General features: G+C 71.8%; 28 protein-coding genes and 1 tRNA gene. 20 read left to right on the top strand and 9 right to left on the bottom strand.

Annotation, left to right across the window (positions count from 1 at the left end):
* Positions 1–116 precede the first annotated feature (116 nt).
* Genes OHN19_RS22255 through OHN19_RS22240 form a run of 4 tightly spaced genes read right to left on the bottom strand, consistent with a single transcriptional unit; the run spans position 117 to position 4,033 of the window.
* A complete protein-coding gene (locus tag OHN19_RS22255) occupies positions 117–869 on the bottom strand; it encodes an SDR family oxidoreductase (protein WP_330294122.1) in 753 nt (250 codons plus the stop codon).
* The gene (locus tag OHN19_RS22250) at positions 866–1,333 is read right to left on the bottom strand and encodes a cupin domain-containing protein (RefSeq protein ID WP_330265875.1); all 468 of its coding nucleotides are present in this window, start codon (positions 1,331–1,333) and stop codon (positions 866–868) included. The genes OHN19_RS22255 and OHN19_RS22250 overlap by 4 nt, the downstream gene beginning before the upstream one ends.
* Positions 1,323–1,934 (bottom strand): GNAT family N-acetyltransferase, encoded by a 612-nt coding sequence (locus OHN19_RS22245; protein WP_330265874.1) that lies wholly within the window; start codon positions 1,932–1,934, stop codon positions 1,323–1,325. The genes OHN19_RS22250 and OHN19_RS22245 overlap by 11 nt, the downstream gene beginning before the upstream one ends.
* 8 nt (positions 1,935–1,942) lie before the next feature.
* Entirely contained in the window at positions 1,943–4,033 is a 2,091-nt protein-coding gene (locus OHN19_RS22240) for a penicillin acylase family protein (protein WP_330269677.1), read from the bottom strand.
* A gap of 78 nt (positions 4,034–4,111) precedes the next feature.
* Here OHN19_RS22240 and OHN19_RS22235 point away from each other — a divergent pair, with 78 nt between their 5' ends.
* From OHN19_RS22235 to OHN19_RS22220, 4 genes are all read left to right on the top strand, one after another.
* Positions 4,112–4,831, top strand: coding sequence for a siderophore-interacting protein (locus tag OHN19_RS22235; RefSeq protein ID WP_330265873.1), 720 nt, complete (start codon positions 4,112–4,114; stop codon positions 4,829–4,831).
* Positions 4,832–4,915: 84 nt separating this feature from the next.
* Positions 4,916–6,403, top strand: coding sequence for an FG-GAP-like repeat-containing protein (locus OHN19_RS22230; protein WP_330265872.1), 1,488 nt, complete (start codon positions 4,916–4,918; stop codon positions 6,401–6,403).
* Positions 6,404–6,427: 24 nt separating this feature from the next.
* Positions 6,428–7,024, top strand: a complete 597-nt coding sequence (locus tag OHN19_RS22225) for an HhH-GPD-type base excision DNA repair protein (protein WP_330265871.1) — start codon at positions 6,428–6,430, stop codon at positions 7,022–7,024.
* A 257-nt stretch (positions 7,025–7,281) separates the two neighbouring features.
* On the top strand, positions 7,282–7,602 hold the full coding sequence (locus OHN19_RS22220) for a hypothetical protein (RefSeq protein ID WP_330265870.1): 321 nt from the start codon (positions 7,282–7,284) through the stop codon (positions 7,600–7,602).
* Between the two features lie 211 nt (positions 7,603–7,813).
* Here the strand turns inward: OHN19_RS22220 and OHN19_RS22215 are convergent, their stop codons facing one another.
* Positions 7,814–9,433, bottom strand: coding sequence for a helicase HerA-like domain-containing protein (locus OHN19_RS22215; protein ID WP_419249535.1), 1,620 nt, complete (start codon positions 9,431–9,433; stop codon positions 7,814–7,816).
* A 105-nt stretch (positions 9,434–9,538) separates the two neighbouring features.
* On the opposite strand from OHN19_RS22215, the gene OHN19_RS22210 reads away from it, so the two are divergent.
* Together OHN19_RS22210 and OHN19_RS22205 are read left to right on the top strand one after the other, a co-directional pair.
* Complete coding sequence (locus OHN19_RS22210) at positions 9,539–9,835, top strand: type II toxin-antitoxin system VapB family antitoxin (protein ID WP_003999914.1); 297 nt, start codon at positions 9,539–9,541, stop codon at positions 9,833–9,835.
* Positions 9,836–9,934: 99 nt separating this feature from the next.
* Positions 9,935–10,576 (top strand): LytR C-terminal domain-containing protein, encoded by a 642-nt coding sequence (locus OHN19_RS22205; protein WP_330265868.1) that lies wholly within the window; start codon positions 9,935–9,937, stop codon positions 10,574–10,576.
* A 63-nt stretch (positions 10,577–10,639) separates the two neighbouring features.
* On the opposite strand, the gene upp is transcribed toward OHN19_RS22205, so the two are convergent.
* Positions 10,640–11,275 carry a uracil phosphoribosyltransferase gene (gene upp / locus OHN19_RS22200; RefSeq protein WP_330265867.1) on the bottom strand — a complete coding sequence of 212 codons (636 nt, stop codon included), beginning with the start codon at positions 11,273–11,275 and terminating at the stop codon, positions 10,640–10,642.
* Positions 11,276–11,373: 98 nt separating this feature from the next.
* Between upp and OHN19_RS22195 the strand changes: the two genes are divergently transcribed.
* From OHN19_RS22195 to OHN19_RS22155, 9 genes are all read left to right on the top strand, one after another.
* Positions 11,374–11,709 (top strand): hypothetical protein, encoded by a 336-nt coding sequence (locus OHN19_RS22195; RefSeq protein ID WP_330269862.1) that lies wholly within the window; start codon positions 11,374–11,376, stop codon positions 11,707–11,709.
* 323 nt (positions 11,710–12,032) lie between these two features.
* The gene (locus OHN19_RS22190) at positions 12,033–12,569 is read left to right on the top strand and encodes a hypothetical protein (RefSeq protein WP_330269676.1); all 537 of its coding nucleotides are present in this window, start codon (positions 12,033–12,035) and stop codon (positions 12,567–12,569) included.
* 59 nt (positions 12,570–12,628) lie between these two features.
* Positions 12,629–13,054: a tRNA adenosine(34) deaminase TadA gene (gene tadA, locus OHN19_RS22185; RefSeq protein ID WP_330265866.1), complete on the top strand. Its 426-nt coding sequence runs from the start codon at positions 12,629–12,631 to the stop codon at positions 13,052–13,054.
* Between the two features lie 57 nt (positions 13,055–13,111).
* Positions 13,112–13,196: transfer RNA gene (locus tag OHN19_RS22180), tRNA-Ser, on the top strand.
* 101 nt (positions 13,197–13,297) lie between these two features.
* Positions 13,298–13,474, top strand: a complete 177-nt coding sequence (locus OHN19_RS22175; protein WP_330265865.1) for a hypothetical protein — start codon at positions 13,298–13,300, stop codon at positions 13,472–13,474.
* A gap of 19 nt (positions 13,475–13,493) precedes the next feature.
* Positions 13,494–13,787, top strand: coding sequence for a Dabb family protein (locus tag OHN19_RS22170; RefSeq protein ID WP_330265864.1), 294 nt, complete (start codon positions 13,494–13,496; stop codon positions 13,785–13,787).
* A 167-nt stretch (positions 13,788–13,954) separates the two neighbouring features.
* A complete protein-coding gene (locus OHN19_RS22165) occupies positions 13,955–14,818 on the top strand; it encodes an RNA polymerase sigma factor SigF (protein WP_330265863.1) in 864 nt (287 codons plus the stop codon).
* Between the two features lie 326 nt (positions 14,819–15,144).
* Positions 15,145–16,029 (top strand): RNA polymerase sigma factor SigF, encoded by an 885-nt coding sequence (locus OHN19_RS22160; protein ID WP_020134018.1) that lies wholly within the window; start codon positions 15,145–15,147, stop codon positions 16,027–16,029.
* A gap of 54 nt (positions 16,030–16,083) precedes the next feature.
* The gene (locus OHN19_RS22155) at positions 16,084–16,836 is read left to right on the top strand and encodes a hypothetical protein (RefSeq protein ID WP_330265862.1); all 753 of its coding nucleotides are present in this window, start codon (positions 16,084–16,086) and stop codon (positions 16,834–16,836) included.
* A 6-nt stretch (positions 16,837–16,842) separates the two neighbouring features.
* Here the strand turns inward: OHN19_RS22155 and OHN19_RS22150 are convergent, their stop codons facing one another.
* On the bottom strand, positions 16,843–17,046 hold the full coding sequence (locus tag OHN19_RS22150) for a hypothetical protein (protein WP_330265861.1): 204 nt from the start codon (positions 17,044–17,046) through the stop codon (positions 16,843–16,845).
* Between the two features lie 195 nt (positions 17,047–17,241).
* On the opposite strand from OHN19_RS22150, the gene OHN19_RS22145 reads away from it, so the two are divergent.
* The 5 genes from OHN19_RS22145 (at position 17,242) to OHN19_RS22125 (ending at position 22,322) form a co-directional block, all read left to right on the top strand.
* The gene (locus OHN19_RS22145; RefSeq protein WP_330265860.1) at positions 17,242–17,748 is read left to right on the top strand and encodes a MarR family winged helix-turn-helix transcriptional regulator; all 507 of its coding nucleotides are present in this window, start codon (positions 17,242–17,244) and stop codon (positions 17,746–17,748) included.
* Positions 17,749–17,761: 13 nt separating this feature from the next.
* On the top strand, positions 17,762–20,287 hold the full coding sequence (locus OHN19_RS22140; RefSeq protein ID WP_330265859.1) for an MFS transporter: 2,526 nt from the start codon (positions 17,762–17,764) through the stop codon (positions 20,285–20,287).
* A gap of 89 nt (positions 20,288–20,376) precedes the next feature.
* The gene (locus OHN19_RS22135; RefSeq protein WP_330265858.1) at positions 20,377–21,198 is read left to right on the top strand and encodes a YceI family protein; all 822 of its coding nucleotides are present in this window, start codon (positions 20,377–20,379) and stop codon (positions 21,196–21,198) included.
* Between the two features lie 46 nt (positions 21,199–21,244).
* On the top strand, positions 21,245–21,844 hold the full coding sequence (locus OHN19_RS22130; RefSeq protein WP_330265857.1) for a class I SAM-dependent methyltransferase: 600 nt from the start codon (positions 21,245–21,247) through the stop codon (positions 21,842–21,844).
* A gap of 4 nt (positions 21,845–21,848) precedes the next feature.
* Positions 21,849–22,322, top strand: a complete 474-nt coding sequence (locus tag OHN19_RS22125; protein WP_330265856.1) for a PPOX class F420-dependent oxidoreductase — start codon at positions 21,849–21,851, stop codon at positions 22,320–22,322.
* A 37-nt stretch (positions 22,323–22,359) separates the two neighbouring features.
* On the opposite strand, the gene OHN19_RS22120 is transcribed toward OHN19_RS22125, so the two are convergent.
* Positions 22,360–23,160, bottom strand: a complete 801-nt coding sequence (locus OHN19_RS22120; protein ID WP_330265855.1) for a TetR/AcrR family transcriptional regulator — start codon at positions 23,158–23,160, stop codon at positions 22,360–22,362.
* A 154-nt stretch (positions 23,161–23,314) separates the two neighbouring features.
* Positions 23,315–24,829: an MFS transporter gene (locus tag OHN19_RS22115; RefSeq protein ID WP_330265854.1), complete on the bottom strand. Its 1,515-nt coding sequence runs from the start codon at positions 24,827–24,829 to the stop codon at positions 23,315–23,317.
* Positions 24,830–24,896 lie beyond the last annotated feature (67 nt).

The following is a 24,896-nucleotide window of genomic DNA, read 5'->3' as shown; positions in this document are numbered from 1 at the left end:
CCTCCGCTGCTGCGCGCACGCTCACACCTCACGTCACTACTCCGTACCTGGGCTCGCGGTCTTCCCGATAGGTACGGACGCGGAGGACGCAGCGCTCACCGGCGCCTCCGTGCGGCTCACCACACCGCCCCCGCCGTCACCCCGCCGTCCACCACCAGGTCGTGTCCGGTGATCCAGGACGCGAGCGGGGAGGCCAGGAACACGCAGGCGTCGGCCACGTCCTCGGGGCGTCCGAGCCGGCCCAGCGGAGCCTGGCGTCTCCAGCGCTCCACCCCCTCCGGCCAGGCCTCCGCCAGCCCGGCGCGGTCGATCAGGCCGGGGGAGACGGTGTTGACGCGGATGCCGTGCGGGCCGTACTCGAGGGCCGCGGACCGGGCGTGCATGACGATCGCGGCCTTGGAGGCGGAGTAGTGGGCGTGCTCCGGCGCGGGCCGGCTCGCCTCGATCGACGCGATGTGGGTCACCGACCCGCCCGGCCGCATGATCTCCACCGCGGCCTGCGTACAGGCGAAGACGCCGGTGAGGTTGGTGTCCACGACCTCCCGCCACTGGGCCGCCGTCATCCCGGGCAGCGGCCGTGTGGGCTGCATGCCCGCGTTGTTGACCAGCGCGGTCAGTCCCCCGCCCCATTCCGCGGCCTCCCGCACCAGCCGCCGGCACTCCTCCTCGTCCCGCAGATCGGCTTCCAGTACGACGGCCCGGGCGCCCACGTCCTCGATCCTGGCCGCGACTTCACGGGCCGCCGCCACCGCCGTACGGCAATGGACCGCGACCGCCGCCCCCTGTTCGGCGAACCGCAGCGCGATGCCCCGTCCGATGCCGCCGCCCGCGCCCGTGACCAGGGCGACCTGGCCCTCCAGGAGTCTCATGGACGGCACAGTCCCGCGATCCGCGCGGCCTCGGCGGGATAACGCGCCGTCAGCTCGGCCGCGTCGCCGTGCTCGTAGTCCTCGTAGGTGAAGCCGGGGGCCATGGTGCAGCCGAAGAAGGTCCACGCGCCGCGGGTCCTGGCGCCCATCCAGGTGCCCGCGGGCACGGTCAGCTGGGGGCGCTGGCCGCTCCTTATGTCCGGGCCCAGGACGGGGGTGGTCGCGGTGCCGTCGGGGGCGAGGAGCAGCAGGTCCAGGGGGTCGCCGAGGTAGTGGTGCCAGATCTCGTCGCTGGGCAGGCGGTGCAGCGCGGAGTAGTCGTCCGCGGTCAGCAGCGCGACGATCGCGGTGCCGTGCGGTCTTCCGTCGGCGCGCTCCGGGCCCGCCCAGGTCTGCCGGAACAGGCCGCCCTCACGGGGGATCGGTTCCAGGCCGTAGTGGGCGACGAGGTCGTCAGGCGTCACCCGGGAAGGCTACCTCCCGTGTCAGAAAGGCCAGTTGGGCGTGCTTCTCGGGCAGGTGGACGTCGGGGAGGTCGATCTCCGGGAGCACGACCGCCTCGCCCGCCACGAACCCCTGCTTCAGGAAACGGGCGATCGCCTTCTCGTTGCGCACGTCCGGATCGACGACGACCCGCCGCCGGTCCAGACCCAGCAGCACGTACGAGGCGACGGCACTCAGCAGCGCCGAGGACCACCCGGAGGTGGGGACTCCCTCGGCCGCCGGCGCGAGCAGCAGGTGGACGCCGATGTCGCCGGGGCGGACCTCGTAGCACTCGCTGACCCGGTCGGCCGCCGGCTCGTAGGTCTGGAGCAGCCCGGCCGGGTCGCCGTCCTTCTCGAGGAGGTAGGCGTGGTGGGTGTCGAGGGTGTCCAAGTGGGCGTAGATCTCGGCGACTTGCTCCTCGGTGAGGCCGTTCATGCCCCAGAAGGCCGCCCGTTCCTCGCGCACCCACGCGTGCACGACGGGGGCGTCGGCGTGCGGGTCGAGGCGCAGCACGCGGACCGTGCCGAAGCCGGGGACAGTCTGGGTGTGGGCCGCTTCACGGGCGGGCGTGCGGGGCATCGGTCTCCTCAGTCTTCCTTGGTCAGGTGGTGCCAGTCGGTGACGACCGGGACGAGATCTCCCCTGAGCCACAAGGGGAGTTGGTCGCGGTGATGGGGGGATCCGGGGACGCCGGACGCGCCCAGCGGGACCACCCAGAGGCTGTCCTCGCGGCGGGCCAGGTCCCAGACGTACCGGGCGGCCGGGCCGCGGGCGGCGAGGTCGGTGAGTCCGGGGACCGCCGAGGTGCACAGGACGCAGTCGTGGTCGCCGGAGAGGGCGGGGGCGTCCGGGTCGTGCTCGGGAAGTGCCCGCCAGGGGGCGAGGCGGTGGGTGTCGCCCCAGGTGCCGCGCGGCGGCTCGGCGGCCACCTCCTCCAGGGCGCCGCGCACGATCTCGTCCCGGTCGACGCCGTACAACTCCTCGGTGCGCAGCAGGTGTTCGAGGGCGAAGGCGATCCTGGGGAGGAGGCCGAGCCAGGGGAGGAGGACGTCGGGGTAGGCGGGCGCGGTGGTGAGCGCCGCGAAGGCGGGGTGGGCCGCCAGTCGTCGTACGACCGCGCTGCGGACGGCGGCGTAGAGCGCGGCCTCGTGGCTGTCCGCGGTCATACGGCGGTCCCAGCGGAGAACCGTTTCCCTCAAGGTCGCTGCCTCGAGGCTCACTCCGTCCAGGTTCCGGAGGCGGTCCAGCAGGGGCTGGGCCGAGGCGAGGTGGGTGTCCGTGTGGATCGCCGGCATGTCGGCCGCGGTCCAGCGGTCCTTCTCCGCCAGCAGGGCGGTGATGCGGTGCGCGCGGTGGGGCGGGGCGAACTCGACGCCGAGGGGGGCGGCGGGGCCGCGCTGGTTGGCCATCACGGCGACCCCGTCGGTGAGAGCGGCCCGGGGCGTCTCGTGCCAGCCCCGCCACTCGTGGCCGGGCTCCCAGGCGGGGACGGGCCGCAGGCGGTTGGCCTCCGCGCGCACCGGGACCCGCCCCGCGACCCGGTGCAGCAGCCCGCCCTCGGTGTCGGCGGCCTGCACCACGTTCACCGGCTCGACCCACCGGTCGAAGGCCCGGTCCACGTCGGCGGTGCGGCGGGCGCGGAGCAGGGGGAGGAGGGCGCTGAAGCCGAGGTCCTCGGTGACGCGGGGCGGGTGACGGAGGGAAAGGGCCACCGGCGGGTGGAGAAGTGCTGCCTCCTCTGCCGGCACTCCCCCGTCCAGTCCCTCCGGGCCGCCCGCGATCACCGGGCCCCGGTCGGTCTCGATCACCTCGATCTCGACCGGTTCCTCGCCCGCCACCTCGACGGTCTCCGTGTGCCGGGAGGCGCGCCGCCAGGTGCCGTCCGGGGCGAGGGCCTCGATGCCCGCACCCGTGCGGCGCAGGCGTTCGCGGTAGAGGTCCTGGTAGTCGGCCATCGCGTTGGTGATGGACCAGGCGACCGGGCCGGCGTGGCCGAAGTGGGCGATGCCGGGGACCCCGGGCACGGCGAGGCCGAGGACGTCGAACTCGGGGCAGGACAGGCGGATCTGCTGGTAGACGCCGGGGTCCTCGATGAAGCGGTGCGGGTCGCCCGCGAGCACGGCGTGCCCGGTGGCGGTGCGGGCGCCCGCGACCAGCCAGCCGTTGCTGCCCGCGGTGCCGGGGCCGTCGGTGGCGAAGAGGCCGACAGCGTCCGGGCCCAGGTGCCGTAGCGCCTCGTCCCGCCAGAGCTTGGCCGGGAAGCCCGCGAAGAGGATGTGCGTGGAGAGCCAGACGCCGAGCGGGGTCCAGGGCTCCCAGCGCCCGGGGGCGAGGCCGGTGCGGGTGAACTCCGGGGCCTCGGTGGCCGGCAGCTCCTCGTTGACCCCTTCGACGTACGCCCGCACCCAGTCGGCCGTCTCCGGGTCCCGTCTCTCCAGGGCCGCGAAGCAGCGTCTCGCGGTGTCGTCGAGGCGCGCCCGTCTCGCGAGGGTGTCCCAGGACAGCGCCCCGGCGCCGAGGAAGGCGGCCGAGGTGCCCTGGGCGCGGTGCCGTTCGACCTCCAGCTGCCAGGCGCGGTCGCGGGCGGTGACCCGGCCCTGGGCACGGGCGAGTTCCCGCGCGCTGTCCGCGCGGAGGTGGGGGATCCCCCAGGCGTCCCGGTAGATCTCGATACTCACCCTCACACCCGCTTCTCTTTAAGTTAGGCTTACCTAAGTTTTCTCGGTGCGGGAATCGTACGTGAAGGGTGAAACACCATGGGCCAGGGGCACGGCTGGGAGGGCGCGGTCCTGCGGCTGCTGCGCGCGAAGGACTTCGAGTTCACCGTGACCGGCGCGGAGGACGTCACCGACGCGTACCGCCGGGTGCATCTCACCGACGGCGGGATGCTCGCCGCCACCGGCGTGCACCCCACGATGTGGGTACGGCTGTGGTTCTCCGCCGCGGGCAAGCCGCACCAGCGGGCCTACACCCTGGTCGACCCGGACCCCGGGGCCGGCACCTTCAGCCTGGAGTTCGCCCTGCACGACGGGGTCGCCAGCGACTGGGCCCGCACGGCCGAGCCCGGCGACACCGTCGAGGCCACGGTCCACGGCACCGGCTTCGACCGCCCCGATCCCGAGCCCTCCCACGTCTTCGCCTTCGGCGACCCGGCCTCCCTGCCCGCCCTCAACTCCCTCCTCGGCGCGCTGGACTCCTCCCCCGCGACGGTCTGGTTCGAGGGCGGCGACGACGGCCTCCCCTTCCGCACCGATCCCGCCCGCCACGAGGTCCGCCGGGTCCCGCGCCTCGATTCCGGCGCGCACCTGGTCGCCCAGGCGAAGGCGGACCTGCCCGCTCTGCTGGGGACCCATCCGGACGCCTACGTCTGGATCGCCTGCGACACGGCGACGACCCGCGCCCTGTCGTCGTACGTCCGCAAGGAACTGGGCGTGCCGAAGGAGCGGGTGAACGCGCTGGGGTACTGGAGGCCCTGACGGCGCATCCACACCGTGCGTACAACTCTTCGAGTGGCCGGTGTGTCGTAAGGGACGGCTGTTGCCCCTTACCGAGGAGTCCCGTTGCGCAGAGCCGTCATCGCGGCCGCCGTGCTCACCGCGTCCGTCGCCGTCACGCTCACGCCCGTGACGTCGTCCGCGGCCGCCCCGTACAAGGGGGCCAACACCGCCGCCGTCCAGGACGACTTCAACGGTGACGGCTACCGGGACCTCGCGGTCGGTGCCCCGAACGCGGCCAACGGCAGCGTGGAGGAGGCCGGCGCGGTCGTCGTGCTGTACGGCTCGAAGTCCTCGGTGAGCCCCACCCGCCGGACCGTCATCACCCAGGCCACGACCGGGATCCCGGGCGACCCGGAGGCGTGGGACGAGTTCGGCAGGACCGTGGCCAGTGCCGACCTGGACCGGGACGGGTACGCGGACCTGATCGTCGGCATCCCGGAGGAGACCGTCGGCGCCGCGGAACTGCGCGGCACCGTCACGGTGGTGTGGGGCGGCCCGGACGGGCTCAAGGGGGGCACCACCGTCGCCCCGCCGACGGGGTACGGAGAGGGCAGGACCTACTGCCGCTTCGGCATGTCCCTGGCCACCGCCGACATGAACGGCGACGGCGCCCCCGAACTGGCGGTGGGCTCCCGCTGCGACGCCGCCTCCTACACCGGACCCCTCACCCGCACCGGCAGGGCCCGCGGCGCCGTCCGCATGGACTTCTTCGGCGAGACCCGCGGCGTGGTGATGGGCGACGTCAACGGCGACGGACTGGCCGAGCAGTTCTGGCTGCCCGGCCCCTCGGACGACGACCTGCGCGGCTCGGTCTTCTCCTATCCCGGCGCCACCGGCCCCAACGCCATGCCGTCGGCCGTCCGGCCGATCGAACTCCCCTACGCCGACGGCCACGCCGGACAGATCGGTGACGTCAACGGCGACGGCTACGGCGACCTCGTCACGGCAATCGCCGAGGACGACTACAACACCGGCGAGGCCGCCGCGCACAAGGGCGGCGAGATCCAGGTCCTCTACGGCAGCGCGCAGGGCATCTCGGCCGCCCAGAAGCCCAGGGTCTTCCACCAGGACACCGCGGGCGTGCCGGGTGGCGCGGAGTGGGGCGACCGGTTCGGCCAGTCGCTGAGCGTCGGCGACGTGAACAAGGACGGGTACGCCGACGTCCTGGTCGGCTCCCCCGACGAGGCCGTGGGCACCCGCATGAGGGCCGGCACCGCCGTCCTGCTGCGCGGCTCCGCCACCGGCCTGACCACCGCCAAGGCCGCCGGGTACACCCAGGACACGACCGACGTGCCCGGCGCGGTGGAGACCGGTGACGCGTTCGGCCAGGCCGTCCACCTCGCCGACCTCAACGGCGACGGCAGGGCCGAGACGGTCGTGGCCGCGCCCACCGAGAACAACGACGGCTGCCTGTGGATCGCCCGCGGTTCGGCCTCCGGGCCGGTCCTCAAGGGCTCGGTGAACCTGTGCGGCAAGAGCGCCGGCATCACCGTCCGGGGCGTCAAGGGCTACTTCGGCGCGGCTCTCACCAGCCCTCACGTGGAGCGATGACCGGCGCGGGGGCATGATCGGGGCATGGACGTCACCCTTCACCTCGCCCAGGACCCCGAGGCCGACGAACTCCTCGGCCGGTCCCCGCTCGCCGCGCTGGTCGGGATGCTGCTGGACCAGCAGGTTCCGATGGAGTGGGCGTTCAAGGGGCCCCGCACCATCGCGGACCGGCTCGGCGCGAACGACCTCGACGCGCACGAGATCGCCGCGCAGGACCCGGAGGCCTTCGCCGCGCTGCTCTCCGAGAAGCCGGCCGTGCACCGCTACCCGGGCTCGATGGCCAAGCGGATCCAGCAGCTGTGCCAGTACCTCGTCGAGCACTACGACGGTGAGGCCGAGCTGGTCTGGAAGGGCGTCGAGGACGGCCGGGAGCTGCTGCGCCGCCTCCAGGAGCTGCCGGGGTTCGGGAAGCAGAAGGCGCAGATCTTCCTGGCGCTGCTGGGCAAGCAGCTCGGCGTCCAGCCGCAGGGGTGGCGGGAGGCGGCCGGCGCGTACGGCGAGCCGAAGTCCTTCCGCTCCGTCGCCGACATCACGGGCCCCGAGTCCCTGACGAAGGTCCGCGCCCACAAGCAGGAGATGAAGGCGGCGGCGAAGGCAGCGAAGGCGACCAAGAAGGCCTAGTCGGGCGGACGGCTGGTCGTCGTCGGCGCGCGTGAGCCCGGTGACGGCTGGTCCCGCGGGGCGTCCGCCGGTCCGGGCCGGTGCGCTCGGTACGCCGCTGCGATCGGGGCGTTGAGTGACTCGCAGCAGACCCCGCACCCCACGCGCGCGTCCACAAGCCTGCCGACCGCCCCAAAGGCCCGCCCCCCTTGCTGCGACCGGGTGAATCTCCGCGCCGATGTGAGGAAGCGCGCGCGTCGGAGGGGGAGACGACTTGGGTGAGCACCGTACGACGCCTTCCGCACCGGCTCGGTCCGCTGCGTGCGCTCGTGCTGCTCCTCGTGCTGCTGGTGCCGGGTGCCCCCGCACAGGCGCACGCCGTACATGTCGTGGCCGGTGAGGTCGCCGAGTACGACGTCCTGGACACGGCCCTGCGGCCACCGACCCGTACCGCCCACCGCACGGCAGCGGCCGTACCCCTGCGACCCGCCCCGCTCCCCGGGACGGCACCCGCCGTCGCCGAGAGCCGTCGGCTCCCGGAGCCCCCGCGGCCGCCGTACGCGCTGCCCGCCCTGCGTTCCGTGGTCCTGCGCTGCTGAGAGAGCCCGCTTCACCCGGCCGGCTCAGAACTCACGCGAGGAACAAGGAACACAGCCATGCCCACCGACCCGTACGCGATCCTGCGCGCCCTGCTGCGCGCGGAAGCCGCCCGCAGTGCGCCGAAGGCGCAGCACCAGGACCGGAAGCCGCCGGTGAAGGAACCGAAGCGCGGCTGATCCACCGGGGCCCGGAGGAGGCGTGGCCCTTCGGCTACCGCCTCCTCCGGGCCGTACCGAAGATCGAGCGGGTGATCTCGCGCCCGAGCTGCGTGCCCAGCGACCGCGCGAGGGACTTGAACACCCCGCTGCCGACGACCTGTTCGACGACGGAGGGGTCGTCCTTCGGCTTCCTGGCCGGTGCCTTCACCTCGTCCGCCATCTCGTCCGGGCCCTTGGCGCCCCGCGCACTCAGCTTCTCGTACGCCGACTCCCTGTCCACAGCCTGTGCGTAACGGCCGTACAGGGCCGAGGCCTTGACCGCCGTGTCCAGGGCTGCCGCCTCGACGGGCCCCATCAGGGACTCGGGGGCGCGCAGCCGGGTCGCCGCGACGGGCGTGGGGGCGCCCTTCTCGCTCAGCACCGTGACGACGGCCTCGCCCGTCCCCAGCCCGGTGAGGAGTTCCTCCAGGTCGTAGGTCGAGTCGGGGAAGGTCTTCACGGTCGCCCGGAGCGCCTTCTGGTCGTCGGGGGTGAAGGCGCGGAGCGCGTGCTGGATCCGGTTGCCGAGCTGGCCGAGGACGTCGGCCGGTACGTCCTTCGGGGTCTGCGTGACGAAGAAGACGCCGACCCCTTTCGAGCGAATCAGCCGGACGGTCTGCGTGAGGGAGTCGAGGAACGCCTTCGAGGCCCCGTTGAAGAGCAGATGCGCCTCGTCGAAGAAGAAGACGAGCTTGGGCTTCTCGGCGTCCCCGACCTCCGGCAGGTCGTGGAAGAGATCGGCGAGCAGCCACATCAGGAAGGTCGAGAACAGCTGCGGCCGGTCCTGTACGGCGGCCAGCTCCAGGACGGACACCAGCCCCCGCCCGTCGCTCGCCGTCCGCAGCAGCTCGGCGGTGTCGAACTCGGGCTCCCCGAAGAAGTCGGCCATGCCCTGCGCCTCGAACGCGGTCAGGGAGCGCAGGATCACCCCGGCCGTGGCCGTGGACAGGCCCCCGATGTTCTTCAGCTCGGCCTTGCCCTCGTCGGAGGTGAGGAAGGCGACGACGGCCCTGAGGTCCTTCAGGTCGAGGAGTTCGAGCCCCTTCTGGTCGGCGTAGTGGAAGATCAGGCCGAGGGACTGCTCCTGGGTCTGGTTGAGCTGGAGCACCTTGGACAGCAGCACCGGCCCGAAGCTGGTGACGGTGGCCCGCACGGGGATGCCGTGCCCGATGCCGCCCAGGGCGTAGAACTCGGCGGGGAACCCGGTGGCCACCCACTCCTGGTGTACGTCCGCGGCCCTGGCCTGCACCCTCTCGTTCCGCGCACCGGGCGCCGAGATCCCCGACACGTCCCCCTTGATGTCCGCCAGGAAGACCGGCACGCCCTGCGCGGAGAGCTGCTCGGCGATGAGCTGGAGCGTCTTGGTCTTGCCGGTGCCGGTGGCGCCGGCCACCAGCCCGTGCCGGTTGAGCATCGGCAGGGGGATCCTGACCTGCGCGTCCGGCAGACAGACGCCGTCCCACAGGAGCGCGCCCAGATCGAGGGCGGGGCCGGTGAAGGCGTAGCCCGACGCGATCTCCAGGGCCGGCTGCGGGAGGGCGCCGGAGGCGGGTTTTGCCTCCGGCATGGACCGGTCGGCTGCTCCGGCGGGAACCCCCGTGACGCCCCCGGGTGTGGTCCTTCGCTCGCTCATACCAGACCCCTGTTCCCGCTATGCCCCGGTTTTGGGCATTTTTTCAAGCGTCGCACTCGCCCGCCATGGCTGCGCCCGGAAGGTCTTGACCGGTAGGCTTTCCGTGTGATCTTCAAGCGCATCGGAAACGGCCGGCCGTACCCCGACCACGGCCGGGAAAGCACCCGGCAGTGGGCGGACGTCGCACCGCGCCCGGTCCGCCTCGATCAGCTCGTGACGACCAAGGGCCAACTCGACCTGGAGACCCTGCTCGCCGAGGACTCGACGTTCTACGGCGACCTGTTCGCGCATGTCGTGAAGTGGCAGGGCGACCTGTACCTGGAGGACGGCCTCCACCGCGCGGTGCGGGCGGCGCTCCAGCAGCGACAGGTGCTGCACGCGCGGGTGCTCGAGCTGGACTGAGTGACCGCGCTGTAAAGGTTTGACCCTTTCGGGTTCTCCTGCGCGCGGGTCAATGATCATCTAGTAGGCATTGCCGCCGGAGCGCACTACGCTGCGCCCATGAGCATGCTGACGCCCCCCGGCATGGGCGGTAAGTACCGGATCACGGGCGACAAGTACCCCCGGATGCGTCGGCCCCGGCGGCGCGGCAGGCTCGTGTTCGGCGTGGTCGCCTCCGTCGCCGCGCTGAGCCTGGTCGGCTGGGGCACGCTCCAGCTGATCGACGTGTTCACGGGTGGCGGGGACCAGGCGTCGGCGGCGGGCCCGAAGGCCGACTGCGCGGCCAAAACCAAGGCGAGCGCGTCCCCCTCTGCCGCCGCCTACCCGAAGCCGGGCCAGATCACCGTCAACGTCTTCAACGCCACGAAGCGGGGCGGCCTCGCCAAGAAGACCGCGGACGAGCTGAAGAAGCGGGGCTTCAGGATCGGGGACGTGGGCAACGCGACGGCTGCCTACGACAAGAAGGTCAAGGGCACGGGGATACTGCTCGGTCCTGCCTCCGCGCTGAAGACGTCCCTGCCGGTGCTGGGCACGCAGCTCGCCGCCGCCGAGACCCGTACGGACGCGCGCAAGGGGGCGGAGGTCGACCTGATCATCGGGTCGGCGTTCAAGAGCCTCAACCCCAGGGCCGCCGCCGACAAGGCGCTGACGGCGCTGGCCCATCCGCAGCCGGCCGCCACTGCCTCGAAGAAGAGCTGCTGAGTTCAGGGAGGTCGGGGGCGCGGGGAACTGTGCAGGACGCCCGCGCCCACCGACCTGCAGCCGCTACTCGGCCGCGCCGTACAGGCGGTCTCCCGCGTCTCCCAGGCCCGGCACGATGTAGCCGTGTTCGTTCAGGTGGTCGTCGACGGCTGCCGTGACGACCGTGACCGGCGTGCCCGCCAGCTCGCGTTCCATGATCTCCACGCCTTCCGGCGCCGCCAGCAGCACCACCGCGGTCACGTCGTCCGCGCCGCGCTTGATCAGCTCGCGGATCGCCGCGATCAGGGTGCCGCCGGTGGCGAGCATCGGGTCGAGGACGTAGACCTGACGGCCCGAGAGGTCCTCCGGCATGCGCGCCGCGTACGTGGTGGCCTGGAGGGTCTCCTCGTCGCGGATCATGCCGAGGAAGCCGACCTCCGCGGTCGGGAGCAGCCGGACCATGCCGTCCAGCATGCCGAGCCCGGCCCGCAGGATCGGCACCACCAGCGGCCGCGGGTACGACAGCTTCACCCCGGTCGTCGCGGCGACCGGCGTCCTGATGTCGACCGCCTCGGTGCGCACGTCACGCGTGGCCTCGTAGGCGAGCAGGGTGACCAGCTCGTCGGCGAGACGGCGGAAGGTCGCGGAGTCGGTGCGCTGGTCGCGCAGCGTGGTGAGCTTGTGGGCGACCAGGGGGTGGTCGACGACGTGGAGACGCATGTCCACAACAGTAACCGGCACCACCGCCCCGCTCGCGCTGGCGTCAAACCGCCCGTCCGAGGGAAAGTGGGAGGGACGGACAACAGGGTGGTGAGCCTATGCCTGACCTGCCGGAGCGCGAATCCGGGCGGAAACCGTCACGACAGCGACCGAGGCGCACGAGGGGCTCGGGAGAGCCCGGGCAACCCCGGGACCCGAGCGGCCCCCAAGAGCCACGCGGCCCCCAGGACGCGCGCGGCCGCCGCGACCCGGGTCCCCGCGACCCGAGCGGCCCCCGCGACTCGGGCGAGACCGACGCCGAGCGCCGCCGCCGTCGCGCCCAGTTCCTGCGCGACCTCGCGGAGGCCCGTGAGCTGCGCGACCGGGTCCAGCCACGCCGGGCGAAGGTGGCCCGGCTGCGGCACGCGATGCGTATGCGGACCTTCCGCTGGTAGGAAAGTCCACGCGCCCGAGGAGCCCGGGAACCCCGTCGGCGACGCCCGCGCGGTGCGCTGAACAGGTGGCCGTGCGAAGGCCCTTGGAAAAGCCGCGTACGATCCCGCTCGTGGCGGCGACGAGTGCGCTGGTGATTCCTTCACCGACGTGCCGACGCGCGTGCGATCAAAACCACCGGACACAGGGTGCCGAAGACGTCCCCTGAACGCCTTGTTTCTGCCACGATTCCGAGTGGGTGGGGCTCGGAGCCGAGCTCTCCCCGCCCGCACCTCCGCCGGGGGGACCCCCAACCGGCACGCCTATGACCAGTGGGAGAGTCACGGTGTACTTCGCCGCACTGCTCGCGCGCACCGAAGACGGGTGGGAAGCGAGCGACACAGAGCTCCTCGACAATGTGGAGACGCTGTCGGATCTGGCCGACCTCGCCCGGGAAGCCGCGGCCGAGGACGACACGGTGCTCGTCCTCATCGAGCAGGAGGACGCGTGGTTCGGCGTCGTCCGGATCGACGGTGAGGAAGACCCTCGTATCTACGTCTCGGACGCCGCAGCCGCCGCCCGCAGCTCGTACGGCGAGATCCTGCTCACCGACGAACTGCTCGGAAGGGAGCCCGGCGACGACGACCCCGACCTGGACGCCCTCGACCTCGACGGCACCGAGGACGGTGAGGACGACGAGGACGACGACGCCGAGAGCGGCGGCGGCTCCGCCGAAGCCGTGCCGCACGGTCCGGTCGGTGACGCCGCGGTCCTCGACGACCTGGGCGTCACCGAGAAGGAGCTGAAGTCCCTGTCCGAGGACGCGCTCACCGAGATCGCCGAGGCCCTGGGCGCCTCGGAGGTGCTGGAGACCGTCCGCTGACCGCACCGACCGCAGAAGACGGCGCCCCGGACCCGGTCCGGGACCGCTGGCGGGCCGCCATGCGGCTCGCCCTCGACGAGGCCGGCAGGGCGGGCGCGGACGTCCCGGTGGGCGCCGTCGTCCTGTCCCCGGACGGTACGACCGTGCTCGCGGCCGGCCACAACGAACGCGAGGCCGGCGGCGATCCGACCGCGCACGCCGAGATCCTCGCGATCAGGAGGGCGGCGGCGGAGCTCGGCGAGTGGCGGCTGACCGGCTGCACGCTCGTCGTCACGCTGGAGCCCTGCACGATGTGCGCGGGCGCGATCGTGCAGTCCCGGGTGGAGCGGGTCGTCTACGGCGCCCGGGACGAGAAGGCGGGCGCGGCCGGCTCCCTCTGGGACGTCGTCCGCGACCGGCGCCTCAACCACCGCCCCGAGGTCGTCGGGGGAGTCCTCGCCGACGCATGCGCCCGGCTCCTCACGGAGTTCTTCCGGGACCGCTGAGGGGACCCCCGATTACCGATTTCAAAGCACGCCCCACCTTGCTGTAAGGTCTCCCTCGGTAGCGTGTCCGAGCGGCCGAAGGAGCTCGCCTCGAAAGCGAGTGTGGCGCAAGTCACCGAGGGTTCAAATCCCTCCGCTACCGCTTGAGAAGGGCCCCGTCGTAAGACGGGGCCCTTCATGCGTACTGATCACCCCGGTTACACTCGCGCCCCATAAGCAACAGCAGAAGCGGGGGAGGCCGCGGTGGCGGTGAACGGTAAGAAGATCGCCGTCTATCTGGTCGTGGTCTTCGTCCTGTACGTGATCATCACGGACCCGGCCAAGGCCGCCGACTACGTGCAGATAGGGTTCCAGGGCATATCGGACGCCGCCAAGGCCGTGGGCGACTTCTTCACCTGGCTGGCCGACGGCGCGCACTGACCGAACCGAGGGAACGCCCATGATCCGCCATCTCGTCCTGTTCAAGCTCAACGAGGGTGTCGAGCGCGACGATCCGCGGGTCGTCGCGGGCGTCGAGGCCTTCCGCGCCCTGGACGGCAAGATCCCCGAGATCCGCTTCTGGGAGCTGGGCTGGAACATCAGCGACCGCCCCATCGCCTACGACTTCGCGATCAACTCCGGCTTCGAGGACGTGGCGGCGCTGCGGACCTACGCCGAGCACCCGGAGCACCAGGCGGGCGTGGCGCTGTGGAAGGAGTTCGCGACCTGGGTGGTCGCGGACTACGCGTACTGAGTCCGGACGTACTGAGCCCCAGCTCCGAAGCCTCCCGCCGGGAACGGCGGGAGGCTTTTCGGCGTCTTACGCCCGAACTTGCTCGAACCTGCCCCTCAACACGGCGTAACCCAACGTTATGCGGTGCTTGCACACAGTGCACATGTCTTGTGATGCTATGACCGCTTTTGACGGATGAGTTGACCAACGAAGAGGTGGCGTTGACCGTGTCGGCCAGTACCGCGCCTCCCCAGGAGGCGGCCCCTCCCCAGGAGGCGGCCCCCCGCAGCCGCGGCGCCGACACCCGGGCGCTCACCCAGGTGCTCTTCGGCCAGTTGAAGGGGCTCCAGCCGGGCACGCCGGAGCACAGCCGGGTGCGGGCGGCGCTCATCGAGGCCAACCTCCCGCTCGTGCGCTACGCGGCCGCCCGGTTCCGCTCCCGCAACGAACCGATGGAGGACGTGATCCAGGTCGGCACCATCGGGCTCATCAACGCCATCGACCGCTTCGACCCGGACCGGGGCGTGCAGTTCCCCACCTTCGCGATGCCGACCGTCGTCGGCGAGATCAAGCGGTACTTCCGCGACAACGTCCGCACGGTCCACGTCCCGCGCCGGCTGCACGAGCTGTGGGTGCAGGTCAACGGCGCCACCGAGGACCTGACGACCGCCTTCGGACGCACCCCCACGACCGCCGAGATCGCCGAGCGGCTGCGCATCGGCGAGGACGAGGTGCTGTCCTGCATCGAGGCCGGACGGTCGTACCACGCCACCTCGCTGGAGGCGGCCCAGGAGGGCGACGGGATGCCCGGGCTCCTGGACCGGCTCGGCTACGAGGACCCGGCCCTGGACGGCGTGGAGCACCGCGATCTGGTCCGGCATCTGCTGGTGCAACTGCCCGAGCGCGAACAGAGAATCCTTCTCCTGCGCTACTACAGCAACCTCACCCAGTCGCAAATCAGCGCGGAACTCGGCGTCTCACAGATGCACGTTTCGAGGCTACTCGCGCGTAGCTTCCAGCGGCTGCGCTCCGCCAATCGGATCGACGCGTAGTTCCGGGCGCATAGCGGATGCATAAGGGGCGCACGGTCGCACGTTCCGTAACACCGCAGTTCGCAAGCACTGTCGAGGCGTAACCGGCGCGAGCGAATCGCTCACCGGCGCCGTTCCCGACACTTCTGTGCCGAAAAACCGTCAGACCCCCTTTATCCAGGGCGGATTCGAGTCTCACATGTCGACATGTCACTACAGCGTGTTGCCGACATGTGACATTCTTCCGGAAGCGCGTTTGCCAGGGCTTCGGCTCCGGTATTCAGGTGAAGGCTGACGTTCCTCGACGGAGCGTTCGCCGTACCGTCCCGCGACCCAAAGGGGGTGGCATGTCCGCAGACCAGGGCAGCTCGAAGGTGCTCACGCTCACGAAGAGCGAGGCTGCGCCCGCGCTCATCGACGTCCCGGCTGTCGAGGCCGCCCCGACCCCGGCCCTGCCGGCCGCGTCCGGAGCCATCGACACCCGCACCCTGTCCCGCTCCCTCTTCCTGCGGCTCGCCGCACTCGACGAGAACAGCCCCGAGCGCGCGTACGTCCGGGACACCCTCATCGAGCTCAACCTCCCGCTGGTGCGCTACGCGGCCGCCCGCTTCCGCTCGCGCAACGAGCCGATGGAGGACATCGTCCAGGTCGGCACCATCGGCCTGATCAAGGCGATCGACCGCTTCGACTGCGAACGGGGCGTGGAGTTCCCGACGTTCGCGATGCCGACGGTCGTGGGCGAGATCAAGCGGTTCTTCCGCGACACCTCGTGGTCGGTCCGCGTCCCGCGCCGCCTCCAGGAGCTCCGCCTGGCCCTCACCAAGGCCAGCGACGAGCTCTCCCAGAAGCTGGACCGCTCCCCGACGGTCGCCGAACTCGCCTCGGTGCTCGGCGTGTCCGAGGAGGACGTCGTCGACGGCCTCGCGGTGGGCAACGCCTACACCGCCTCCTCGCTGGACTCCCCGGCCCCGGAGGACGACGGCGGCGAGGGCTCCCTCGCGGACCGCCTCGGCTACGAGGACACCGCCCTGGAGGGCGTGGAGTACCGCGAGTCCCTCAAGCCCCTGCTGGCGAAGCTGCCGCCCCGCGAGCGGCAGATCATCATGCTCCGCTTCTTCGCCAACATGACCCAGTCGCAGATCGGCGAGGAGGTCGGCATCTCCCAGATGCACGTCTCCCGCCTGCTCACCCGCACGCTGGCCCAGCTGCGCGAGGGCCTCATCTCCGACTGATGCCGTCCCCGCACGGGGGTTCCCATCTGACGGGACGTCAGCCACCATGGCGCGATGCCTCGCTCACCCCGGACGACCTGGACACCTGGCCGTCGGTGCGCCCTGATCGGCGCGTCGGCGGCCGTCGTCTGTCTCGGCACGGCCCTGGCCGCGTGCGGCGGCGGCACCGGCGAGGGTTACGTCGCCACGGGCGCGGCGGGCGGCCCGTCCCCTTCTTCCGGTACGGCCGTCAGGCCGACGGGGGACGTGACGCTGGTGCCGCTCCCCAGGACGCCGTCCGGGCCGGGCAGGGGCCCGGGACCGGCGGACTCCGTCTCCCCCGGCGGCGCCTCGGCAGGATCGCCGGATGCCGGCGCGGCGGCCGCTGCGCCGGGCGGCGCTCCCGGGACGGGCGGGCCGGTCGGCGTCGGCGGTGCCACGAGCGCGCCCGCGCGGTCCACCGAGGGCGCCGGGGACGGTCGTACCCCCTCGGCCTCCCCCTCCGCGGAGGCCACCCCGGAACCCGCGGCGCTCGGCTGGTCCGAGCCGGTCCGGGAGGCGACCGACCAGCGCTGGTGCGAGGACGTCACCCTGGAGTTCCGCAACACCGGGGGCCTGCCGGTGACTTCGGGTGCCGTCACCTTCGGGACACACGTCATCGGCGCGCTCGGCATCGACTGGGCGACCGTGGAGTCCACGGCGGGACTCCCGGTTCCGATCGATGCCGGCGCGCGTGTGGTGAGGACCTGGACGGTGTGCGTCGACGCGTGGCGCGTGCCGGTGGGCATGCGGGTGGAGACGCGGGACGTCACCGTCCGGTGGAGGTAGGTCCGCCTACTTCAGCGCCAGCCAGGCCACCGCGGCCACGACCGCGACGGCGACGATCACGCCGATGATCAGGCCCACGCGGGGGCCGGCGGAGGCGGGGGCGGCGGCCTGCTGCCGTCCGCCCTGGGGACCCTCGTCGACGAAGGCGCGGAACATCTGGGTGCTGCCGGCGGGGTCGTAGTTGCCCTGGGGGCCCTGGTTGTCAGCCATGCCCAGAGACCCTAGCGAATCCGGCAGTGGGGCCCAAGTGCGGGGCTGACGGGGGTATCAGGGGGCCTCACGTGCTGGTTTACGTTCGCAATACTTGCCTTTGCCAAGTTTTTATGCCGCACTCACCCCGTTTTATTTGCCTGTAGCAACCAAGCACGCCTATGGTTGCCCTAAGCAACGAATACGGGAGGTGTGATGGCCGAGCAGGCGCGATACGAGGAGCTGATCCGCCAGTTCAGCGCCTTCGGTGCCGTGAAGCGGGAGCTGGGGCGGATGATGCCGTCCGAGTGCCCCTCCGGCTCCGCCGCCGTGCTGACCCTCCTCGGGCGCTACGGAGACATGCGCATGAGCAAGCTCTCCGAGCTGCTCGCCGTGGACATGTCCGTGACCAGCCGCCATGTGGCGCACGTCGCCGAGCGCGGCTGGATCGAGCGCTCCCCCGACCCGGCGGACCGGCGCTCGCGCATCCTCCGGCTGACGCCGGCCGGCCATGCGCTCCTGGACCAGCTGTCCCGGCGGACCTGCCTCATGCTCGCCGAGCGGCTGAGCGACTGGAGTGACGACGAGGTGGCCCAGCTGACCGCGCTGATGGCACGGCTGCGGGCGAGCTTCGACGACACCCGCGCGCACGGCCCCGAACTCCGGCCGCCCGCACCCCTCGTAGACGAACAGACCACCCGTACACCCGCGATCACCAAGTAAGAGAAGGAAGCCCATGGCAACGACCACACCAGCCGGTGTGCGGGCTCACGCCAAGCACGGGGGAGGCTCCGCCGAGTACGCCCCGATGACGCACCGGCAGATCATGGAGGCCATCTCCGGCCTGCTGCTCGGCATGTTCGTGGCGATCCTGTCGTCCACGATCGTCACCAACGCGCTCCCGCACATCATCAGCGACCTCGGCGGTGGCCAGTCCGCCTACACCTGGGTCGTCACCGCCGCCCTGCTGTCGATGACCGCGGCCACCCCGCTGTGGGGCAAGCTCGCCGACCTGTACAGCAAGAAGGCGCTCGTCCAGATAGCCCTGGTCATCTATGTGCTGGGTTCGATGGCCGCCGGCCTCTCGCAGAACCCGGGCATGCTGATCGCCTGCCGTGTCGTGCAGGGCATCGGCGTGGGCGGGCTCTCCGCCCTCGCGCAGATCGTGATGGCCGCGATGATCTCCCCGCGCGAGCGCGGCCGTTACTCCGGCTACCTCGGCGCGACCTTCGCCGTCGCCACCGTCGGCGGCCCGCTGCTCGGCGGTGTCATCACCGACACCTCGTGGCTGGGCTGGCGCTGGTGCTTCTACGTCGGCGTCCCCTTCGCCGTCCTCGCCCTGATCGTGCTCCAGAAGACCCTGCACCTGCCCGTCGTGAAGCGGGACGTCAAGGTCGACTGGGCCGGCGCGACCTTCATCGCCGCCGCCGTCTCCCTGCTGCTGGTCTGGGTCACCTTCGCCGGTGACAAGTACGACTGGCTGTCGTGGCAGACGTACACCATGGTCGGTGGGTCGGTCGTCCTCGGTCTGCTGTTCGTGCTGATCGAGTCCAAGGCGGCCGAACCGATCATCCCGCTGCGCCTGTTCAAGAACCGCACCATCACGCTGGCGTCGCTGGCCTCGCTGTTCGTCGGTGTCGCGATGTTCACCGGCACGGTCTTCTTCAGCCAGTACTTCCAGCTGGCCCGCGACAAGTCCCCGACGATGTCGGGCGTCATGACCATCCCGATGATCGGCGGACTGTTCATCTCCTCGACCGTCTCCGGGCAGTTCATCACCCGCACCGGGCGCTGGAAGGCGTGGCTGGTCAGCGGTGGTGTGCTGGTGACGGCCGGGCTCGGACTGCTCGGGACCATCCGGTACGACACGGCCTACTGGAAGATGTCGATCTTCATGGCCCTGCTGGGTCTCGGCATCGGCATGATGATGCAGAACCTGGTGCTGTGCACCCAGAACCAGGTCGACCCCTCGGACCTCGGCTCGGCCAGCTCCACGGTCACCTTCTTCCGGTCCCTGGGCGGTGCGGTCGGCGTCTCCGCGCTGGGCGCGGTCATGTCCCACCGGATCACCCACTACGTCTCGGACGGCGTCGCCGCCCTCGACCCCAAGTACCGGGCGGCACTGGCCGGTTCCGGCTCCTCCACCGACAGCATCCCGGACCTGGGCAAGCTGCCGGCCCCGATCCGCACCCTCATGGAGAGCTCCTACGGCCACGGCATCGCCGACGTCTTCCTGATCGCCGGCGCCCTCGCGGCCGTGGCGTTCCTGATCACGCTGTTCATCAAGGAGGTCCCGCTGAGGACCAGGGGCGCGCTGGCGCAGGCGGCGACGGACGAGTCGCCGGCCGAGGTCCCCGCGGAGACGGCCGAGGCTCCGGCCGCGGGACACACCCCGAGCTGGGCCACCACCACCTCCGACACCGAGACCGCTCCCGAAGGCACCCAGCGGCTGTCCGCCGTGGCCACCCTCGCCCGGCCCGAGGCGTCCGGTGACGGCTCCGGCGGCATCCCGGTCCGCGGCTTCGTCCGCGGCAACGAGGGCGCTCCGGTCCCGCAGGCCGCGGTCACGCTGATCTCCCTCGCGGGACGGCAGCTGGGCCGCTCGGTCACCCAGGCCGACGGTTCCTACGCGGTCGAGGCGCCGAGCGTCGGGTCGTACGTCCTGATCGCCTCCGCGGACGGGTTCCAGCCGCAGGCGTCCACGGTCCTCGTGGGCGGCGAGCCGGTGGCCTACGACGTCCTCCTCAGCGGCACCAGCGGGCTCAACGGGCTCGTGCGGGCCGCGCAGAACGGGGAGCCGGTCAAGGACGCCATGGTGATCGTCACCGATGTGCGGGGCGATCTGCTGGCCACCGGGACCACCGGTGAGCAGGGCGAGTTCGCGTTCGGCGAGCTGGTGCCGGGTGCCGTGACCGTCGCCGTCAACGCCGCCGGGTTCCGGCCGCGCGCCCTGCCCGTCGAGGTCGGCGGCACCGGCGTCACCCGCATCGAGGTGGACCTGGACTCCGGCGCCCGCCTCCAGGGTGTCGTCCGGGCACCGCACGGCCCCCTGGCGGACGCGCGGGTCACCCTCGTGGACGCGGCCGGCAACGTGGTCGGCACCGCCACCACCGGGACGGACGGGGCGTACGCCTTCACCGACCTGGACGGCGGCGAGTACACGGTCATCGCCACGGGCTACCCGCCGCAGGCGACGGCCCTGACGGTCAGCGGCCCGGCGGTCGACGGCCACGACATCGAACTCGCCCACCCCGGCGAGTAGTCCACCCACTCCGGCCCGTGGCGGGGGAGCGCGCTCCGAGCGGAGGTGCGCGCCCGCCACGGGCCGGTCTTCCTGGAGAGGTACGTGAAATGGGACTGACCGCGAGGATCCGCACCCGGGACGGATGGGCCGTGTCGCACGCGGTCGTCACGGTGACCGACATGACCGGGACGCAGGTGCTGCGCGCGGAGGCCGACGCGGAGGGCGCCGTACGGGACGGGACCCCGCTGGAGCCGGGGCCGTACACCGTCATCGTCACGGCCGTCGGGTACGCGCCCGCCGCCTCCAGCGCGATCGTCACCGCGAGCGGGCGGGCCGAGGTCGGCACGGTCACGCTGGCCCGGCTCGGCGGGGCGGAACTCCCGCCGCCCGGCCCCTGGACCGTCGACCCGGCCCACTCCAGCGTGGGCGCGGTCGCCCAGCACCTGGGCATCTCCAGCGTCCACGGGCGGTTCACCGACTTCACCGCGGCGATCGAGGTCGCCCCGGACGACGTGACCAAGTCCCGGGTGGAGGCGGTCATCCGGGCGGCCTCCATCGACACCGGGAACGCGATGCGGGACGAGCACCTGAGGTCGGCGGACTTCCTGGACGTGGAGCGGTACCCGGAGATCACGTACCGGTCGACGGGGCTGGTCGTGGCCGGTACGGACCGCTGGACCGTACGGGGTGAGCTGGCGATGCGCGGTGTCGTACGGCCCGTCGACCTGGACCTCGCCTACCTGGGCACGGGTGCCGACCCCTGGGGCGGGACCCGCGCCGCCTTCCGCGCGACCACCCAGCTGCGGCGGGAGGACTTCGCCATGAACTACAACCAGGTCGTGCAGGCGGGGATCGCCGCGATCGGGACGACGCTCAAGGTCGAGCTCGATGTGCAGGCCGTGCAGGGGGAGTCGCTGCCGCAGGGGTGAGGGCGTCGTCCGGGGCGTTGTCAGTGGTGGGTCGTACGGTTTGAACATGGAGCCGATCACGGGGGTGCAGGGCTACTACGCCGAGTCGGCGGAGCGGCTGGGAGAGGTGTACGAGAGCGTCTCGTTCGAGAGCGTGCACGGGGCGTTGCTGGACCTGTTGCCGGATGCGCCCGCGCGGGTGCTGGACGTCGGCGTGGGGACCGGGCGGGACGCGGCGGCGCTGGCCGGGCGCGGGTTCACCGTCGACGCGGTGGAGCCGGTGGCGGAGCTGCGCGGGGTGGCGGAGCGGCTGCACCCGGGCAGCGGGGTGAGGTGGCTGGCGGACGCGCTGCCGGATCTCCGTCGTGTGCGGGGACCGTACGACGTCGTCCTGCTGTCCGCGGTGTGGATGCACCTGCGGCCGGAGGAGCGGCCGCGCGCGATGCGCCGGCTGGCCGGGCTGCTGGCCCCGGGCGGGCTGCTGCTGATCACCCTGCGGCGCGGGGTGCCTCCGGCGGACCGGCTGATGTACGACATCGCGCCCGAGGAGGTCGCCGGGCACGGGGCGGAAGCCGGGCTGAGACCGCTGCGGATCGTGGCCGAGGGAGCGGACAGACTCGGGCGGGACACCGTGCGCTGGAACTCGGTGGCGCTCCAACTAGGCTGATTCCATGGCACCGAACATCGCGAGCAATACGGCCGTCTCCCTCGACGAACTGCTGGACTTCGTGCGCCCCCGGCACCGGGCGATCCTGCTGACCCGGCGCGGGGACGGGTCGCCGCAGGCCTCGCCGTTGACGTGCGGGGTGGACGACTCGGGGCGGATCGTGGTGTCGACGTATCCCGAGCGGGCGAAGACGCGGAACGCGAAGCGGGATCCGCGGGTGAGCGTGGTCGTGCTGAGCGACGACTGGGACGGGCCGTGGGTGCAGGTCGACGGGACCGCGGAGGTCATCGACTCGCCGGAGTCCGTGGAGCCGTTGGTGGAGTACTTCCGGAACATCTCGGGGGAGCATCCGGACTGGGACGAGTACCGTTCGGCGATGGTGCGGCAGGGGAAGTCGATCATTCGGGTCACGCCGGAGCGGTGGGGTCCTGTGGCTACGGGTGGTTTTCCGGCGAGGTTGGCTTCGCCGGACGCGTGAGGGGGTGGGGACTTCTCGTTCGTCGGCGGGTGCGGGTTCACTGTGGCTGGTCGCGCCGTTCCCCGCGCCCCTGGGGAGTTGCACTCACCATCGTTTCGATGCCTGCCACGAGTAGGTCCAGGGCGAACGTGAAGTCCCTGTCTCTCATCTCCTCCACCGTGTCGCCGCCCCTCGCCTCCATGATCTCCTCGTTCTCCTTGAGGATCTCGGCGGCGTCGGGCGACCGGGTCGCTGATGCCATCGCGTGGCGGAAGTAGGCCTCCTGGGTCATGCCGGCCTGTGCGGAGCGGCTGATGAAGTGGCCCTCGATGGTGCCGAAGCCGTAGACGAACTGGAAGACGGCGGAGATCGCGCCCGTGATGCCGTGGGCGGGCAGGCCGGTCCTGCGGACGACCCGGTGCACGGTCCGGGACAGGGCCAGCGAGTTCGGGCCGATGTTGAGGAAGGTCCCGGCCAGCGGGGAGACCCAGGGGTGCCGGACCAGCAGACCCCGGTACTCCCGGGCGATCGTGCGGAGTTGGTCCCGCCAGTCCTCCTCCTCGGCCTCCGGGTCCGGCAGTCGCAGTCCGCCGAAGGCCGCGTCCAGGGCGAGTTCGAGGAGGTCGTCCTTGGTCTCGACGTACCAGTAGACGGACATCGCGGTCACGTTCAGCTCCGCGGCCAGCCGCCGCATCGAGAACTTGGCCAGGCCGTCCATGTCGAGCAGCCGCACCGTGGCCTCGGTGATCCGGTCCCGGTCCAGCCCCGAGGGCTGCCCTCCCCCACGCCCACCCCGGCGCACCTTGCCGTCAAGCCAGACACTGGTCCGGCCTGAGGCTTTTTGGCCTGCGTTAGCCATGGCGCACCTTCCCGAGACATTCGTCCACTGGCAAAGATGCCAGGTGCCTTCCAACTTAAGGGGCGCGGGGCTGCGTCGATTTGCGGCTCCGCCGCGTGGGCGCGACCAGCCACGACGCTCCCGCACCCGCCGACGACCGAGAAGCCCCACCCCCTCAGGCGACTGCCTCCCGCTCCGCCCGCCGCAACAAAACAGCCGCGACCACCCCACCCAGCAACACAGCCACCGCTCCCACCATTTGACTGCTCTCCAGGCCGGAGGCAAACGCGTCAGTGATCCGCGCCCGCTCCGAAGCCGACCCCGCCTCCCCCAACGCCCCCGGCAGGGACACCGCCGCCACCGAAATCCCCGCCGCGAACCGGGCGTTGAGCACCGCGCCCAGCACCGCCACTCCCAGCCCCTGTCCGAACTCCGCCACCGTGCCGTTGATCCCCGCTCCCACCCCGGCCTTCTCCGGCGGGATCGCGCTCATGATCGCGTGGGCCATCGCGGGGCTCGCGACCGCCGCCCCCGCACCGATCAGCACCAGCCCGAGCAGCGTGCCCGGATACCCGTGGTCGGTGAGCGTGGCGATCGAGAAGAGGCCCGCCGCCATCACCGCCATGCCGAGCCCGATGGAGAGCGGGGTCCCGAGCCGTGCCGACCACTTCGCCGACAGGCCCGTGAAGTTGAGGGCCACGATCATCAGCGCGAGCGGTGCCGTGCGCAGCCCCGCCTCCAGGGGGCCGTAACCGAGGACGAACTGCATGTGCTGGGTGAGCAGGAACAGGGAGCCGCCCATCCCGAAGGTGATCAGCACCGCGCCGGCCACCGCGCCCGTGAACCGGCGGTCGCGGAAGAAGTGCATGTCGAGCATGGGGTGGGGGATCCGGCTCTCCCACCACGCGAACCCCGCGAGGACCCCGACCGCCACGGCCGCCGGCACCAGCACCCGGCCGGACGTCCAGCCGTGCTCCGGGCCGGAGATGATCGCGAACACCAGGGAGGCCATGCCGATGGTGGACAGGAGCGCGCCGAGGAGGTCGGGGCGGTCGCCGCGGCCCGGGGGTCCGGGGGTGGCCCCCCGGGAAGACACAGCCTTGGACTCGGGGACCAGGATCACCACCGCGACCAGGGCGAGCGCGGCGACCGGCAGGTTGATCAGGAAGATCGCGCCCCACCAGAAGTGGTTCAGCATGAAGCCGCCCAGGAGGGGGCCGGTCGCGAAGCCGAGGGAGTTCACCGCCGCCCAGATGCCGATCGCCCGCGGCTGCTCCTCGGGCGCGAAGATCTGCATCGCCACGGCGAGCGTGGTGGTCATCAGCAGCGCCCCGCCGACGCCCATCCCGGCCCGCGCCGCGATCAGCTGGGCGGTGGAGTCGGCGAGGCCCGCGGCCAGCGAGCCCACCCCGAACAGCACCAGGCCGGCGGCCAGCATCTTCTTGCGGCCGTAGCGGTCGGCGGCGCTGCCCGCGGTGAGCAGGAGGCCCGACTGCACCAGCGAGTACGCGTTGATCATCCACTGGATGTCGGCGGTGGCGGCGCCCAGTTCGCTGGTGAGCGAGGGGATCGCCACGTTCAGGATCGTGTTGTCGAGGAGCACGGTCAGCTGGGCGAGACAGATGACGCCGAGTATCAGCCAGCGCTGGGGGTGGCCCTGGGAGACGGTGACGGGGGCGGGAGCGGTCATGCTGTACACCGTAGAGGAGTTCTTATACGCCGTACAACGCTGATTCTCGCCGTACGACAGGAGTGGG

The organism is Streptomyces griseorubiginosus (assembly GCF_036345115.1).
Classification (GTDB): domain Bacteria; phylum Actinomycetota; class Actinomycetes; order Streptomycetales; family Streptomycetaceae; genus Streptomyces; species Streptomyces griseorubiginosus_C.
Note: the sequence above shows the minus strand (reverse complement) of the source record. Positions and strands in the feature narration are given on the sequence as shown.

Coding starts and splice junctions, on each gene's coding strand:
- OHN19_RS22150 (WP_330265861.1), bottom strand. CDS start 17,046: ATGGCTGACAACCAGGGCCCCCAGGGCAACTACGACCCCGCCGGCAGC.
- OHN19_RS22115 (WP_330265854.1), bottom strand. CDS start 24,829: ATGACCGCTCCCGCCCCCGTCACCGTCTCCCAGGGCCACCCCCAGCGC.
- tadA (WP_330265866.1), top strand. CDS start 12,629: ATGCGGCTCGCCCTCGACGAGGCCGGCAGGGCGGGCGCGGACGTCCCG.
- OHN19_RS22135 (WP_330265858.1), top strand. CDS start 20,377: ATGGGACTGACCGCGAGGATCCGCACCCGGGACGGATGGGCCGTGTCG.
- OHN19_RS22255 (WP_330294122.1), bottom strand. CDS start 869: ATGAGACTCCTGGAGGGCCAGGTCGCCCTGGTCACGGGCGCGGGCGGC.
- OHN19_RS22155 (WP_330265862.1), top strand. CDS start 16,084: ATGCCTCGCTCACCCCGGACGACCTGGACACCTGGCCGTCGGTGCGCC.
- OHN19_RS22205 (WP_330265868.1), top strand. CDS start 9,935: ATGAGCATGCTGACGCCCCCCGGCATGGGCGGTAAGTACCGGATCACG.
- OHN19_RS22140 (WP_330265859.1), top strand. CDS start 17,762: ATGGCAACGACCACACCAGCCGGTGTGCGGGCTCACGCCAAGCACGGG.
- OHN19_RS22170 (WP_330265864.1), top strand. CDS start 13,494: ATGATCCGCCATCTCGTCCTGTTCAAGCTCAACGAGGGTGTCGAGCGC.
- OHN19_RS22225 (WP_330265871.1), top strand. CDS start 6,428: ATGGACGTCACCCTTCACCTCGCCCAGGACCCCGAGGCCGACGAACTC.
- OHN19_RS22130 (WP_330265857.1), top strand. CDS start 21,245: ATGGAGCCGATCACGGGGGTGCAGGGCTACTACGCCGAGTCGGCGGAG.
- OHN19_RS22120 (WP_330265855.1), bottom strand. CDS start 23,160: ATGGCTAACGCAGGCCAAAAAGCCTCAGGCCGGACCAGTGTCTGGCTT.
- OHN19_RS22215 (WP_419249535.1), bottom strand. CDS start 9,433: ATGAGCGAGCGAAGGACCACACCCGGGGGCGTCACGGGGGTTCCCGCC.
- OHN19_RS22125 (WP_330265856.1), top strand. CDS start 21,849: ATGGCACCGAACATCGCGAGCAATACGGCCGTCTCCCTCGACGAACTG.
- OHN19_RS22160 (WP_020134018.1), top strand. CDS start 15,145: ATGTCCGCAGACCAGGGCAGCTCGAAGGTGCTCACGCTCACGAAGAGC.
- OHN19_RS22245 (WP_330265874.1), bottom strand. CDS start 1,934: ATGCCCCGCACGCCCGCCCGTGAAGCGGCCCACACCCAGACTGTCCCC.
- OHN19_RS22235 (WP_330265873.1), top strand. CDS start 4,112: ATGGGCCAGGGGCACGGCTGGGAGGGCGCGGTCCTGCGGCTGCTGCGC.
- upp (WP_330265867.1), bottom strand. CDS start 11,275: ATGCGTCTCCACGTCGTCGACCACCCCCTGGTCGCCCACAAGCTCACC.
- OHN19_RS22145 (WP_330265860.1), top strand. CDS start 17,242: ATGGCCGAGCAGGCGCGATACGAGGAGCTGATCCGCCAGTTCAGCGCC.
- OHN19_RS22195 (WP_330269862.1), top strand. CDS start 11,374: ATGCCTGACCTGCCGGAGCGCGAATCCGGGCGGAAACCGTCACGACAG.